A 14,345-nucleotide genomic window follows, 5' to 3' on the forward strand; every position below is an offset into this window, starting at 1 on the left:
ATTTCGCTCGGATAGGCTATGCATGCGGGATTGGTCGTGAGGAATGGGAGGGCGCTGGAGCGGGTGAAGGGAATCGAACCCTCGTCGTAAGCTTGGGAAGCTTCTGCTCTACCATTGAGCTACACCCGCGCGCTTCGCTAGAGCCCACGAATTTAGCGGGTTTCGCCAGGGTTGGCAAGGTTTTGCGGCGCAGCAAATCTATTCACTGCAGCCGATTTTGCAGTGGCTGCCGACTTCACATCGCTAAGTGATTGATGTGTATATGTTCATGAGGTTCGACTGAGCGAGGTGAATCAGTCTCGCGCCGGCTTGCCGGTTCCAGCAGCATCATGCAGACAGATGGAGGCCGGATGGGGTGCTGGTTTGGCTGTTCTAAAACCCATTCGGCAAATCCCTGATCCGGCATTGCGCTTGCTGCGGGCAGCGGATTCGAGAAGATGGATAGTCAAGCGAACAGCCCGCGCAGGAATGCCGTTGCCTGCATGCGCGCCTCCGGCAGGTTGTACAGGGTGTGCGGCGCATTCGGCAGCAGAACCAGTCGCGCCTTGGGCATGCCCGCCAGCGCGCGCTGGCTGTCGCCATCGACTTGGCGGCCGCGGTTGTATTGGCTGTCGCGGCCGAAGAACGGGTCGGCGTCCGACAGCAAGTTCAGCAGCGGGCAGTCGGCATTAAAGCCATTGTCCGCTTTCTCCACAAAGTAATTGTCCTCGCAGCTCCATCCATAGATGATGCGGCCGGCGAATTCCTGGCCGCGCCAACGGGCGGCCGCCACGCCGCCCTCGCTGCTGCCGGCCAAGGCCAGCCGCTGGCTGTCCACCCATGGCAGTCGCGGCAGCGCCGCCAGCATCATGGCGATTTCTTCTTGCCTCAGCGCGTGCACCGCCTCGTATTGCTCCACCGGGGCTGGACTTTGATAGCGCGGACGCTTGCGGCGGGCGAAGCTGTCCGGCGCCAGCGCGGCGATGCCCAGGGTGTCGCTGGCCCAGCGCTGAAACGCAAGCGTCTGTTCATTCAGGCCGGAGGAGCCGTGCATGAACAACAGCAGCGGCAGCGGCTGGCCAGGTCTTGTTGGCGGAAGCGCCGCCAGCCTGCCTTGCCAGGGCGCGTCGCCGCAGACGCCGGCGGGCAGCGTCAGCATCGCTTGGCGTATCGGTTCGGGCAGGTAGGCGGAGTCAGTGCGGAGCATGGTTTTGGTTTGGGGGAGGAGGCGCAATCGATTGTGCCTGCCGCCCTGCGCGGCGGCAACGGGCTCAGTCTTCTTCGGGCCGCAGCCAGACGGATTTGAAATCGAACCAGCCCATGCTGTTGAGACGAAAGTCCTCGATCTGGCCTGCCCCTTTCAGCCGCAGCCAGTTGTGGAACAGCGGCAGGATCCAGTGTTGGCGCACTGTCTGCGCCGACAGGCTGGCCGCGTTGTGCTCGCCGCCGCGCCAGCCGCGCAGCCAGTCCGTCAGAGGCAGCATTGGTTCCAGGCAACGCCGCAGCAGCGGCGTGCCCAGCAGCCAGGCCGGCACGGCGTAATCCGTGCCGCTGCTGAAGTTGACGGTGCCCAGCCACAGGTCGGTTTCGGCCAGTCCCAACTCCCAATCGCTATAGCGATGGACAGTGCATTCCAGCGCGATGCCGTGCGCGGCTAGGCCGCGCGCGATGGCGTCCGCGATCTGGCGGTATTCCGGATGTTGTTCGTAATAGGCCAGCCGCAGCCGCGTCAAAGGCGGGGCGGGCGGGATGGGCGCGGGTTGGACATGATGCCAGCGCGGCAGCAAACCAGAGGCGGCCACCCAGTATTGGCGGGTGGACGGCGGCGTCTGCTGCATGATGGCCAGCGGCGACAGCGCCTGGGCCAGCCACCGGCGGACGGCATCATCGCGCATGGCCGGGGAGCGGCCATCGCACAACAGATAGTAGACGCCGGTTTCCAGCGCCATCTCGGTTTGCTCCTCCACCGGCAAGGGATTGATTTCCACAGTCAGATCGCAGGTTTCCTGCACCTTCAGCGACAACTGGTCTCCGAGCTGCGGCATCATCCAGATATCCACTTGGTCCAGCAGCGCGCGGAAGCCGAAATAATCGTCGAAGGCTTGAAGCGACAGCCGGTGCGCGTCGTTGACTGCCACTCGGTAAGGGCCGGTGCCGACCGGACGGGAGGCGAAATCCGGCAGCACGGCGTGGTCCGCCGGCAGGATCAGCGCGGCCGGGTCCGCCAGCAGCCAGGGCAGCCACGGATCCGGCTCCGACAGCTCCAGCGCGATGCTTTGCGGCGACAGGCGGCGCACGCCGCGCAGATGGGCGAACAGCGGCAGCGCGCGCAGCCGCGCCACGCTGGCGGCGATGTCGTCCTGGCGCAGCTCGCGGCCGTCATGCCAACGCACGCATGGCCGCAGATGGAAATGCCACTCTAGATCGGAATAGGGTTCCCAGTGGTGCGCCAAGTCACCCTCTATTTCCCCTTTTTCCTCATTCAGCCGGGTCAGGCCGTTGAAGATCTGGCTGACCAGATGTCGTTCGGAACGCCTGAGCGGCGTGCCGGGATGCAGATTAGGCATCGGCCGGTAGTAGGGCACGCCCAGCACCTGGCGGTCTTCGCTCCATCGCCGGCCCAGCCGCGACAGCAGCACTGGCGCCAGTTGCTGCGGATCATCGCCCAGCAGGGCGACGGCCTGCTCCACCTTGCCTTGTTCCAGCAGGTGGGAGGCTTGTTGTCGCTGCAGTTGGCCGATATCGCGCAAAAAGCGCAGCTCCGAGCGCTGGCCGCGTCCCGAGCGGGCGCTCCACTCCACCCAGCCTAGCGCCTGCATCCGCGCCAGCAGGCTGCGCATGTGGCGGCGGGTGCAGCACAGCAGGTCGGCCAGCTGCTGCAGCGACACGGCGCAGGCTTGACCTTGCAGGCCGCGATGCAGACGGCTGTATTGTTGCAACAGGCGGTTATGGCTCATAAAGAGGAAATTTGTAGTAAAAAGTCAGCAATTTTTTGTTCACGTTATTGGCGTGACAATACGGCCTCCCACCCAAGGAGTCCAGCATGAAAGCCGAATCGATGTCCCAGTTCTTTCCGCAATATCTGAGCCGGCAGCCTGCGCTGTTCGGCATCGACCCCGCCGAAGCCATGGCGCAATTGAGCGAGGTGATGCAGTGGCAGAAGGGGACGGGAAAAAAAGCGGCCGGGGATCAAACCCGGCCAAGGGAGGAGCTGGAGAGGAAACATGCCTGCCCGCGCGCGAGGCGGGCAGGGTAAGGCTTACTGCAGATAGGGCAGGTACGGCGCTTCGTCGCGGATGGCGTAGGTTTTGCCGTTCAGGCCCACCGTGTAGTGGCTGGGGCCGGAAATCGGCAGGTAGTAGACTACGTCCAGCGTGACGCTCTGCCCCGGCGCCAGGGTCTGCCAGGTGGGCAGCTTCACCGATACGCGGTTGAAATCGCCTTTCAGGCCGCCGATATTGCCGCCGCTGTGGCCGACGCTGATCACCTTGAGGCCGAAGCCGGACTGGTCGGCGATATTGGCCGGCGCCGAGGTGGGCACGTCGAACTGGAACTCGGTGCCGCCAGGCAGCGTGGTTTTGGAGCGGTTCACGATGGTCAGCTTGGGATTGATCGGATAGTTGCTATCCCCCAGAGCGAAGTTGCCCAGGCTGAAGCCGACATCAATCGCCGCGGTCGGAGCGGGGGCGGCGTCCGCGCGCTTGGCGTTCACCTTGGCCGGCTGACTGAAGGTGTTATACAGCAGGTTGGTCAGCGTATTGCCGATGTAGTACTCGCCCTGGCCGTTGTTGCGCTGCGCGTTCCAGTCGTAGTCGCCGGCCAGCTCCCAGAACATCACGCCGCCGATATTGTTGGCGTCGATCCAGGCGGCCTTCTGCGCGATGGACTGCTCATCCTCGGTGGACAGGAACACGTTCTTGCTGGCGTTCCACAGCCACGGGGCGGCCAGCGCGGCGTTGTAGTTGCGCTGGTAAGTGCCGGTGAGCTGGTTGATCGGCTGAGTGACGTCTATGCCGCAGGAGGCGAGGTAGCTGCCGGCGATGCCTTTTTCCAGGTTCTTGGCGTGCCACATCGGGTTGGAGCCGCCCGGGATCTCTTTGCCCTTGTCGTCTAGGTCGTGCCAGATATTGTCTATGCCCACTGCGCCGTCGCCGCACTCGGTCAGGCCGGTCGGGCAGTTGCTGCCCACCGCGCTGCCCCACAAGCCATTGCTGCCGCCCGTCACGTTTTTCCAGCCGCGGGTGTAGTAAGGCACGCCCATATTGACGCGCGAGGCCGGCAGGCCGCCGCGGTAGTAGTGGTAGGCCCAATCGGTGTTGAGATAGCCGATATTGCCGTATTGCGCGGTGTTGTAGACGTTCCAGAACGTCAGTTCGGCGTCCTTGCCGTCGTCGTACAGCGCGGCGTTGGGGCCGACGAAGCGGTTCCACGCGCCGTGCAGGTCATACGACATCACGTTGACGAAGTCCAGATACTTCAGGCCGGGGAAGGTTTCCATGCCGCGCAGCAGGTAGCCGGAGGCCGGCACCGCGGCGGTGATCTGGTAGTAGTGGCCGTCCTGGGCGGCGGCGCGGTCCAGCCGGTCGCGCAGCGTCTGCAGCAGCGCCACATAGCCTTTGCTCAAGGAGCCGAGTCGGGCGTTGGAGAAGGTCCAGTCCAGCGGGTTGCCGGCGTTGCTCATCGAGGTTGGGTATTCGAAGTCGATATCGACGCCGTCGAAGCCGTATTTGCGCAGGAAGGCGACGGCGGAATCGGCGAAGGCGTTGATGCCGGCCTGGTTGACGCTGCCGTCGGCATTGACGGTCATGCTGTAGAAGCCGCCGCTGGCCACGCGCTTGCCGCCGGCGTCGAAGTAGCCGCCGGTTTCGGCCCAGCCGCCAACCGAGATCAAGGTCTTCACGCCAGGGTATTTGCGCTTGTACTGGGTCAGCAGGTTGAAGTGGCCCTTGTACGGCAGGCCGGCGTCCATCTCGGCGCCGGCCACGCCCGGCCAGGTCATGTCGGTGGCAGGGTTGCCCGGCGCGGTCTCGTTGACCGACAGCTTGTTGCTTCCATCCACGTGGGCGAAGGCGTAGTTGATGTGGGTGAGCTTGCCCCAGGGGATATTGTTGACCAGATAGGCCGGACTGCCGTCCTTGCCGGTGCGCCAACTGGTGAAGTAACCGATGATGCGGCGGCGGCTGCCGTTGGCCAGCTGTTCCTCGCCGCCTTGCTTGTAGGCCGCGCAATAGGGCACGTCCACGCTGGGGGTCTGCGCCAGCGCCTCGGGCCGGCACAGCGCGTTGCCGGTCGGCGGCGGCACCTGCACCAGCGGCGGATCGGACGGCGTGCCGCCGCCGCATTGGCCGATCAGCTGCCAGGGGCTGGCGTCGCCTGCCGCCGGGGTATTGCCCTGCGTCCACCACTTGGCTTGCCAGGTCTGGTTCTGGTAGCTGACGCGCTGGCCGCCGGTGTAAACCGTTGCGGCGCTCCAGGCGGGATCGGCACAGCTGCTGTCAGCGGCTTTCACGAATGCGGTTGTTTGTGCCTGCGGCCGGGGCGCGTCTCCGCTCAGCGCGGCATGTCCAGCCAGTAGCGCGGTGCCGCCGACGGCGCCGATGGCCAGACTGCTTTTTACCAACATTAGGGTTTTGCTCACTCTATTCTCCTTTGTCTGAGACGACGCCAAACCGGATGTTCTAATTTGTATTTAAGTGGTATTGACAAATGGACTCTAGTTGGTATGGATTGAGAATGCCCCTGTACTTTTTAACAGTCTGACGAGGCATGGGCAATGAGCTGCCAATCCTTGCGCCGCAGCGGGAGTGAGAAGACGTTAAATGTATATTTGGCAAGGATTTGTGATGATTTTTACGAATTTTTCGGGGCCGCGGACGATAGATCAGAGTGGGCAAAGGCTGGGGAGTGTGGGGGAGCGGCAAGCAAGGAAGCCTGCTTGGAGGCTGGTCACATTGGTATCCACATTAATACCAATTTCGCCGCAGGCCAAACCGCGAAGAGCATGCGAGCCAAGGCGCGTCGATGCGGCCGCAGGGGCAGGGAATGTGAGTGGCCTTGGGGGGGGGCGGAGTCTGCGCCCTTGCCGGGTGAGTTCAGCGCGCTGGTTTGATCGGGTGTTTAGGCGCAGGCAGCAGCCCCTGGCTCAGCAAGTGCCAGCCCAGCCATAGCAAAACCAGGATGCCGATCAGCGCCGCCGCGCCGACCAGGACGCGCAGCGCAGGGCTGAGGCGGTTTTTTGCGCTGAAGTCCTCCGCGTCGGCGCTTTCCGCAGCGACGGCTTTCGGCGCAGCCATTGCCTCGATATCCAGCGGGACGGCTTGGGCTGCCGGCGGCGGGACAGGTTCGATGGCGGCATGGGGCACCGGCTCGGCAGCGGCTGGAGCCGCGGCGGCTTGCGGCTGAATGCTGGCTTCTCCCAGCAGCGCCAGGCGGCGGGTCAGGGGTTCAAGCGGCCGCCATGGCGGCATGGGTGGCAGCTTGGGGCGCTGCTCGCGGATGATGCGGCTTTCCAGCAGCACGAACACCGCGCCCAGCAGCGGCACCACCAGTTGCAGCGCCGGCGCCTGCGTGGCGACCCAGTCGCTCCACAGCGCATCGCTTGCCGCCAAGCTGCCAGCCAGCCAGCCTAGAACCGCCGCGCCGGCCGGAATCAGCAGCGGATAGTCGTCCATCAGCCGCGCCAGCAACAGGCTGCCGTACATCAGCAGGGGCACGCTGAGCATCAGGCCGAATAGCAGAAACCACACGCTGCCTTGCGCGGCGGCGGCCAGCGCCACCACATTGTCCAGGCTCAGCGCCAGATCGGCGCCGACCACCAGCATCACCGCATTCCACAATTGCTGGCTGTGTCCGGCCTGCTCCTCCAATTGCGATCCATCGTCGCCGTCGGTTTCGCCCAGCAGCAACTGCATGGCGATCACCAGCAGAATGATGGCGCCGATCAACTTCAGCATGGGCACCATCAGCAGCACGCCGGTCAGGGCGGCCAATACGAACCGCAGCGCGATGGCGAAGCCGGTGCCCCACATGACGGCGCGGCGACGCAGCGCCGGCGGCAGCGAGCGGCAGGCCAGCGCGATCACCAGCGCGTTGTCGCCGCTGAGAATCAGGTCGAGGAAGGATACCTGAAAGGTCAGGCCAAAGGCGTGGGCGAGGCTGTCGGGTTCCATGTTTGTCCTTTAGCCCAGGCTGCCGACGATGCCGGCGTAGAGGCTGAAGCCAGCCACCGGCAGCAAGAGCGCCGCCAGCGCCAGCCGGTAGCGCCGGCTTAGCTGCAACGCCGGCGGCAGCTCGCGGCATGCCAGCCAATACAGGCCGGCCAGCATGACCGGCAGCAGCAGCGCGTTGGCCACCGAGGTGGCGATGGACAGCTTGACCAGATTCACGCCGGACGACACCAGCGCGCCGGTGACGATCAGCATGGCGGCGAAACTGCCGTAGAACCAGGGCGCCTCCAGCGGGTGCTTTTCCAGCGACTCGCGTTTGCCGGCCAGCTCGCCCAGCGTCCAGGCGCTGGTGAGGCATACCACGATGGTGGCGACCAGCGCGCCGCCGGACAGGGCCAGCGCGAACAGCAGCTTGCCGCCGGTGGGGCCGAGCAGGCGGGTGAAACCGCCGGCGATCTGCGGGATGGTGTCCAGGCTTTGTCCGCCGGCGCCGTTGCCGAACGCCACCGCGGCGGCGATCAGGATGCCGGCGGTGATGACTTGGCACAGAATGGCGCCGAGCAGCGTGTCCAGCCGGGCCGGTTTCAGGTCATCCAGCGACAGGCCCTTGTCCAGCATGGCCGACTGTTGGTAGCACAGCGTCCACGGCATGACGCAGGTGCCGATATTGGCGGCGGCGAGCAACAGGAAATCGTGATTGGCCAGCGGCAGCTGGCTGAGCTGCGCCAGCATTTGTCCTGGCGCCGGGCGGGCCAGCCACGCTTCGGCCAGGAAGGCCAGCTCGAACACGCCCAGGCCAATGGCGATGCGTTCCACCGAGCGGTAGCTGCCGTTGCACACCATGATGAAAATCAGCGCGCACAAGAGCCCTATGCTGTGCCAGACCGGAATGCCGAAGATTTGGGCGATGCCGGCCAGGCCGCTCAATTGGGTGGCCAGCGCGCCCAGGCAGCTAGTCAGCAGCAGAGCCGCGGAGGCCCGCTCGGCGCGGCGTCCCCAGCGCCGGCGCACCAGCTCGCCATAGCTCTTGCCGGTGCCCAGCGCCAACCGTATCGTCAGCTCCTGCGCCAGGTACAGCACGGGAATCAGCAGCAAGAGCAGCGGCAGCATGCGGTAGCCCCAGTGCGCGCCGCTCTGCGCGGCGGCGATCACGCTGCCGGTTTCGGTGTCGGCCAGCATCACCACCAGGCCGGGGCCGACGGCCGCCAGCAGGTGGCGCAAGCGGCGCATCGTCGACGGTTGCAGCGACATGTCGGCCCCGCTCATGGCTTGCCGGCCGCGGGGCCGTTTTTCAGGTCATGCAGCAGCGCCGAATCGGGCGACAGCACCAGCACCGGCGCGGAATCCGCCAGAGACTGGCGATAGGTCTGCAGCGAGCGGTAGAACTTGTAGAATTTGGGATCGCGGCTGAAGGCCTGGGCCAGGATGCGGCCGGCCTCGGCGTCGGCCTCGCCGTGGGTGATGGCGCTTTGGCGCTGCGCCTCGGACAGGATCACGGTGCGGTCGCGCTCGGCCTTGGCCTGTATCTGCTGCGCCCATTCCGCGCCCTGGGCGCGCAATTCCTTGGCCTCCTGCTGGCGGGCCGATTTCATCCGGTCGTAGATGGCCTGGCTGGTTTCCAGGGGTAGGTCGGCGCGGTGCAGCTGCACCTCGGTGACTTCCAGCCCCATCGGTCGGGCGCGCTCCATCACTTCCTGCTGGATGCGTTCGACAATGCCGCGGCGGCGCGGCGACAGCAGGTCGGTCAGCGGCGCCTTGCCCAGCTCGCGCCTGAGCGAGGTGCTGACCAGCTGCGTCAGCTGCGCGCGGGCCTGCTCCTCGGTGCGCAGCGCCTGGTAGAAGCGCAGGGTGTCGGCGATGCGATAGCGGGTATAGGTTTCCACTTCCAGCCGCTTCTCGTCGCCCAGAATGATCTGCTCCGGCGGCGGCGCCAGTATTTGCAGACGGGTATCGTAATACTGCACGCTATCAATCAGCGGCAGCTTGAATTTCAGCCCCGGCTCGCCATCCACGTTGACCGGCGCGCCCAAGCGCACCACCAGCGCCTTCTGCCCCTCGTTCAAAGTGTATTGCGCCGACAAGGCCAGCCATACGGCGGCAATGCCCGCCACCCAGCCTACCCCGCGCCATTGCTTGTCCATCAGCGGTTCTCCTTGCCGGGCTTGGCTTTGTCTTGCAATTGCAGCAGCGGCAGCACGCCGGCGCCGTTCTTGCCGCCGCCGTCTATCACCACCTTGCTGGCTTTCTTCAGCATCTCGTCCATGCTTTCCAGATACAAGCGCCAGGCGGTCACATCCTTGGCTTGGGCATAGGTCTGGTACACCGAATCAAAGCGTTTGGCCTCGCCCTGCGCCAGATTGACCACCTGGCTGCGATAGGCCTCGGCCTCCTGGCGGATGCGCTCCGCCTCGCCGCGCGCTTTGGGCAGGATGTCGTTGCTGTAGGCCTGGGCCTCGTTGCGGGCGCGCTCCTGGTCGGCGCGGGCGCGCTGCACGTCGTTGAAAGCGTCTATCACCGCCGCCGGCGGGTCCACCCGCTGCAGCTGCACCTGGGTGATCAGGATGCCGGCTTGCTGGGCGTCAAGCCTTTGCTGGATCAGGCCGCGGGTCTCTTCGGCCACCTGCTGGCGGCGGTTGGACATCGCCGCCTGGATCGGGGTGTGCGAGAGCACCTCGCGCAAGGCGCCCTCGGCGGTGATGCGCAGCGCCTCTTCCGGCTTGTTGGTGCGGAACAGGAACTGGCCGGCGTCCTTGATGCGCCAGAATACCGCGCAATCGGCCTCGACGATGTTTTCGTCGCCGGTCAGCATCTGCTTCTCGCGCGGGTCGGCCGCGTCCGGCGGCGAGCCTTCGTACAAGTTGGCCAGTTTCAGTTGCTTGATCTGGGTGGCCTTGGGCAGCTGCACGGTTTCGACCGGCCACGGCAGATGATAGTGCAGGCCGGCCGAGGTGGTGTCCGTCCAGCGGCCGAAGCGCTGCACCACGCCTTGCTCGTCGGGCTGCACGCGATAGATGCCCGAAGCCAGCCAGATGATGGCGGCCATGCCCGATAGCAGCGCCAGCCCCTTGCCGCGCATGCCTAACAAGGCCAGCGTGTAGTCCAGACGCTGGCGAATGGCGCTGAATGTCGAATCCGCGGCATGGGTTTCCTGGGGCGGGAGCGGGCTGGGCATTTGAGGATCCTGGTTTTTGACCTTGTTGCTAAGCCGGTTAACGCAGTCGATGCCGCTTGGATGACATCTGTTGCCAATTTAGCCCATTGCCGATGCGTTCGGATGGCAACCATCGCAAACCTGCCCTATCCATATTGCATCAAATTGTTTGCAAGACATATGCTGTGGTGGGCAGATGGCTGGCGGATGGCGCCGGCGGCACCGTTGCCCATTTATCGGGATGATGGCATGCAAGCGTTGAAGGGATGGATGTGGAAACTGGGCGTGGCGGCACTGGGCTTAATCATATTGTTCAATATATTGGACAAGACCGTGTTGAGCTGGACCGTAATCAATCCCGGTTATACCGGCATCAAGATCAACCGTTTGGTGGACCGCGGCATCAGCAAGGAAAACGTGGTCACGGGCTTTGTGTTTTACAACCCCATCCAGAGCGTAGTGGTGGTGTACCCCACCTTCGTGCAGCGCGAGGTATGGACCCGGTCGGCTACCGAGGGCAGCCCGGCCAACGAGGAGTTGAGTTTCAATACCAAGGATTCGGTGCCGGTGGCGATAGACGTGGCCGTGTCCTACCTGCTGCGCGCCGACAAGGTACCGGAGTTCTATACCCGCTTCCGCGCAGACGACATCTCCAACTGGACGCATGGCTATCTGCGCGACACCGCCCGCAATATCGTGGTGGCCATCGGTTCCGAATACAGTTTCGACGATATCAATGGCGTCAAGAAAGAGGAGTTTCTGAATCGCGTGACGGCGGAACTGAACCGGCGCACGCAGCCGATAGGCGTGACCATCCAGCAATTCGGCCTGGTGGGCGCGCTGAGGCCGCCGCCGGAGCTGGCCAACGCGGTCAATGCCAAGACCAAGGCGATCCAGGACTCCATCCGCACCGAAAACGAAGTGCGCGCGGCCCAGGCCGAGGCAAGGAAAAAAGTGGCCATCGCCGAGGGCGAGGCGGCAGCCAACCGCGCGCTGGCCTCGTCGCTGGACGACAGGCTGCTGGCCTGGGAAAGGCTGAAGCTGCAGCGCGCCTACATTGATAAATGGAATGGCCAGATGCCTGGCGTGGTCAGCGGGGAAGGCGGCGGCATGCTGTTGAACATTCCGGCGCCCGCCGCGCAGAAATGAGGCGCTTTAGCTGAGGCAGGTCAAGCGCCCTGCGGGAATTTGCCTTTAGCATGGGGTCATGAGCCGGCGCGGCCAGCGCCGACACCCCACCCAGGAGACTGCTGATGTTTCCCGAATACCGCGATCTGATTTCCCGCCTGAAGACAGAAGATGCCCGTTTCGCCAAGTTGTTCGACCTGCACAACCAGCTGGATCAGCAGATCAAGAACATGGAAGAACGGATTGTCTCCGCCACGCAGCATGAAATTGAAGTGCTGAAGAAAGAAAAGCTGAAACTGAAGGACGAGTTGTACGTCTTGTTGAAGTCGCACACGTCCTGATCGCCTCATCGCTTGCCCGCGTCGGAGCAGCCGAAACCATTGGTTTCGGCTTTTTTTGCTGCACATCGGAATAGTTGGAGCTAAAACTATAAAACGATCATGCAGGGACGGGGACGCAACCATGCACTTCGACGAAGTTCACAGCAAGCATTTTGTCACCCTCAGCCGGACGCCGCAGCCGCACGTCCTGATGGAGCAGGCCCTGGTGGCCATGGGGGGCGGCGGCAACGACGGTATGAATTTCCGCAAGCAGGCGCTGGCGGCGGCGGGATGGAGCTATGACGGCCTGGTGCCGTTCGCCAAGCATCCCGATCATGCCGCTCAGGCCTTCAATAAACTACGGCTGGCTTTCGCCAAGGCAGACACGCCGGAGCAGTTGTTGCAGGCCTTGGGAATCAATGGGGACCTGATCTGACCCTTGCCAGGCTGGTGGTGGACCATCATGCCTTTTACGATGGCGGCGCGCATTGCGCCGCCATTGTCTATTCGCATGCCAGTTTTGGCTTACTGCTGCGGCTCCAGCAATTGGTGGCCGTAGGAGTTGTCTATGGTGCAGCGCCAGGCGCCGTCAGTATCCTGAGCGAAGACATAGGTGGCGTCGCGAGTGATTTCGTCCAGCTCATCCGCCTTCAGCCGGGTTTTGGCCAGCGCCAGCGCGCTGGCGCCGCTGTGCAGGATGTGCACGGCGTCCTGGCTGACTTGCAGGCTGTGGTTGAAGTGGGCGGCGATGGCGATAAAGGCTTGCCGGATCTGCTCTTTGCCGCAGGCGTTGAGTCCAGGGCGGATCACCAGAACGGCGTCGTCGGCGTAGAAATCCATGAGCCGTTCAAAGTCTTGCGCGTTGATCGCCGCGTCGGCGGCGGCGATCAGCTGGGCGACGGGATGATCTTGCATGGCGGCCTCCTCATTCGGGCGATATCGTCACTTTACGCCGGTTTGCGCGGTCTGGATATCCGGACCGCCGGGCAGCGTCAGCGCCGCCTAAAACTCAGCAACAGCACATCGCGTATGCCATCGCGGGAGGGGTCCAGTTGCGCGACCGGCGTCACCCCGTGCAGCACCCGTTCGTCGTTGATGAGAACCAGGTCCAGCGGGTCGGTCAGCGTGAACTCGGCAAGCGGCTCATGTTCCAAGTTGTACAGTTCAGTGGCGCCGTTCACCAGATTGTGGCGTCCTACCATCATGATCAACAGAAACTGCATGCCGTCGCGGTGTATGCCTTCCGGGGTGGGTTTGCCCGACAGGCGGTTGCGCGCCTCGATCCGGTACTGGTGCGCCTCGATGTGCCACGGCGTGTATGGCGAGAGCTTGCCGAACACGCTGCAAGCGAGCTTTAGCACGGATTGCATGGTGTGACCGAGCAGGATCTCGTTGCGTATCGGCTCGTAGTGGCGCGGGACGCCGCCGTTCAGCGGATTGTAGAAGCGGCTTTGGTAATGCGGCTGATGCGGCTCGGCGCGGGCGTGGCGCGCGCCGGGCTCGGCGCTGAGGGTGGCGTGCAGCCGTTTGCGGTAGCGGCCGCCATCCGCCATGAATTTGTCCAACTGCAAGTGGTTCCAGCTATCATGGAACGCTTCCCAGTCATCCAGCGCCGACGCATTGTCCTGCAATAGCAGCTGACGGGTCCGGTCCGCTGGAAGCAGGCAGAAATCCTGGCATGCCAGCTTTTGGCAAACCGGCTCGAGCAAGGCGTCATCATTCAGCATCGCAGGCGGCTGTGGCGAATAAGATGCCGAGTTCATGCATTTGTCCTGTTTTGTGGATTCGCGGATTGTGCCTGTTTTTTTGAAAAAACAAAAATAAATATTTGTTATAAATTGCGCATGCCAATCGGGACTTTGCGCCCGTCCCAGATGCTTCGATCCGCCTCAATCAAGGAGCAAGAGTAGTCCATGACCCTGTTCGCCATCGCCCGTCGTTCTCTCTTAGTCCGCCTCGTGCTGGCCCGACCCCGCTTGAGCGGGTCGGCGCTGTTCGGCATGTTGGTCATCCTGATCCTGCCTTATGTCTTCGAGATGCACGATGTCACTCGCTATATCGTCGGCTGGAACGCCGGCGCTTGGCTGTATCTGGCCTTGGCCGGCGGCATGATGTTCGGGCCGCGCCGCCAGTCGGTGAGGCATTGGGCCAGGTTGGAGGATGAAGGGCAGTGGCTGGTGCTGTTGCTGGTGTGTCTGGCGGCGGGAGCCAGCCTGAGCGCCATCGTGATGGAGTTGGCTGTGGTCAAGGACATGCATGGCTGGCAACGCGCAACCCATATCGGTTTGGCGGTGCTGACGCTGTTGTCCTCGTGGGCGTTTACCCATGTGATGTTCGCCTTGCACTATGCGCGGGCTTTTTATGCAGAGCAGGCGCGGGGCGCGTCCGGCGGCTTGGAGTTTCCGGGCACGGATCAACCGGACTACAGCGATTTTCTCTATTTCGCTTTCATCATCGGCACCTCCGGCCAGACCGCCGACGTCAGCTTCACCAGCGCTTGCCAGCGCCGCACCGGCACCGTGCATTGCGTGCTGGCTTTCTTCTTCAATGCCACCGTGCTGGCCTTGATGATCAATATCGCCGCCGGCTTGATTTGAATGG

The 14,345-nt window shown here is 63.7% G+C and carries 14 protein-coding genes and 1 tRNA gene; 5 read left to right on the forward strand and 10 right to left on the reverse strand.

The window, feature by feature from the left end; translation table 11 throughout:
• Nucleotides 1-55 precede the first annotated feature (55 nt).
• From BI343_RS05890 to sgrR, 3 genes are all read right to left on the reverse strand, one after another.
• Nucleotides 56-129, reverse strand: a tRNA-Gly gene (locus BI343_RS05890).
• A gap of 316 nt (nt 130-445) precedes the next feature.
• On the reverse strand, nt 446-1,186 hold the full coding sequence (locus BI343_RS05895) for a dienelactone hydrolase family protein (protein WP_071109023.1): 741 nt from the start codon (nt 1,184-1,186) through the stop codon (nt 446-448).
• A 64-nt stretch (nt 1,187-1,250) separates the two neighbouring features.
• Nucleotides 1,251-2,936, reverse strand: coding sequence for an HTH-type transcriptional regulator SgrR (sgrR, locus tag BI343_RS05900; protein WP_071109024.1), 1,686 nt, complete (start codon nt 2,934-2,936; stop codon nt 1,251-1,253).
• An 86-nt stretch (nt 2,937-3,022) separates the two neighbouring features.
• On the opposite strand from sgrR, the gene BI343_RS05905 reads away from it, so the two are divergent.
• Nucleotides 3,023-3,235 (forward strand): hypothetical protein, encoded by a 213-nt coding sequence (locus BI343_RS05905; RefSeq protein ID WP_071109025.1) that lies wholly within the window; start codon nt 3,023-3,025, stop codon nt 3,233-3,235.
• A 3-nt stretch (nt 3,236-3,238) separates the two neighbouring features.
• Here the strand turns inward: BI343_RS05905 and BI343_RS05910 are convergent, their stop codons facing one another.
• From BI343_RS05910 to hflK, 5 genes are all read right to left on the reverse strand, one after another.
• Nucleotides 3,239-5,617, reverse strand: a complete 2,379-nt coding sequence (locus BI343_RS05910) for a chitinase C-terminal domain-containing protein (protein ID WP_071109026.1) — start codon at nt 5,615-5,617, stop codon at nt 3,239-3,241.
• Nucleotides 5,618-6,071: 454 nt separating this feature from the next.
• On the reverse strand, nt 6,072-7,148 hold the full coding sequence (locus BI343_RS05915; RefSeq protein WP_071109027.1) for a TerC family protein: 1,077 nt from the start codon (nt 7,146-7,148) through the stop codon (nt 6,072-6,074).
• Nucleotides 7,149-7,157: 9 nt separating this feature from the next.
• Nucleotides 7,158-8,396, reverse strand: coding sequence for an NRAMP family divalent metal transporter (locus tag BI343_RS05920; RefSeq protein ID WP_211269391.1), 1,239 nt, complete (start codon nt 8,394-8,396; stop codon nt 7,158-7,160).
• Nucleotides 8,397-8,407: 11 nt separating this feature from the next.
• Nucleotides 8,408-9,286 carry a protease modulator HflC gene (hflC, locus tag BI343_RS05925; protein WP_071109029.1) on the reverse strand — a complete coding sequence of 293 codons (879 nt, stop codon included), beginning with the start codon at nt 9,284-9,286 and terminating at the stop codon, nt 8,408-8,410.
• The gene (gene hflK / locus BI343_RS05930; RefSeq protein ID WP_071109030.1) at nt 9,286-10,317 is read right to left on the reverse strand and encodes an FtsH protease activity modulator HflK; all 1,032 of its coding nucleotides are present in this window, start codon (nt 10,315-10,317) and stop codon (nt 9,286-9,288) included. Before hflK ends, hflC begins: the two co-directional genes overlap by 1 nt.
• Nucleotides 10,318-10,545: 228 nt before the next feature.
• Between hflK and BI343_RS05935 the strand changes: the two genes are divergently transcribed.
• From BI343_RS05935 to BI343_RS05945, 3 genes are all read left to right on the forward strand, one after another.
• Nucleotides 10,546-11,445 carry a prohibitin family protein gene (locus BI343_RS05935; protein WP_139165660.1) on the forward strand — a complete coding sequence of 300 codons (900 nt, stop codon included), beginning with the start codon at nt 10,546-10,548 and terminating at the stop codon, nt 11,443-11,445.
• Between the two features lie 104 nt (nt 11,446-11,549).
• A complete protein-coding gene (locus BI343_RS05940; protein WP_043627174.1) occupies nt 11,550-11,765 on the forward strand; it encodes an HP1242/YdcH family protein in 216 nt (71 codons plus the stop codon).
• Nucleotides 11,766-11,886: 121 nt separating this feature from the next.
• Nucleotides 11,887-12,180 carry a hypothetical protein gene (locus BI343_RS05945; protein WP_043627171.1) on the forward strand — a complete coding sequence of 98 codons (294 nt, stop codon included), beginning with the start codon at nt 11,887-11,889 and terminating at the stop codon, nt 12,178-12,180.
• 89 nt (nt 12,181-12,269) lie between these two features.
• Here BI343_RS05945 and BI343_RS05950 read toward each other — a convergent pair whose 3' ends face one another.
• Together BI343_RS05950 and BI343_RS05955 are read right to left on the reverse strand one after the other, a co-directional pair.
• The gene (locus BI343_RS05950; RefSeq protein ID WP_071109032.1) at nt 12,270-12,659 is read right to left on the reverse strand and encodes a YybH family protein; all 390 of its coding nucleotides are present in this window, start codon (nt 12,657-12,659) and stop codon (nt 12,270-12,272) included.
• Between the two features lie 77 nt (nt 12,660-12,736).
• Complete coding sequence (locus tag BI343_RS05955) at nt 12,737-13,507, reverse strand: 2OG-Fe dioxygenase family protein (protein ID WP_200886271.1); 771 nt, start codon at nt 13,505-13,507, stop codon at nt 12,737-12,739.
• 150 nt (nt 13,508-13,657) lie between these two features.
• Here BI343_RS05955 and BI343_RS05960 point away from each other — a divergent pair, with 150 nt between their 5' ends.
• A complete protein-coding gene (locus BI343_RS05960; RefSeq protein ID WP_043627166.1) occupies nt 13,658-14,341 on the forward strand; it encodes a DUF1345 domain-containing protein in 684 nt (227 codons plus the stop codon).
• Nucleotides 14,342-14,345 lie beyond the last annotated feature (4 nt).

The organism is Chromobacterium amazonense (assembly GCF_001855565.1).
Taxonomy (GTDB): domain Bacteria; phylum Pseudomonadota; class Gammaproteobacteria; order Burkholderiales; family Chromobacteriaceae; genus Chromobacterium; species Chromobacterium amazonense.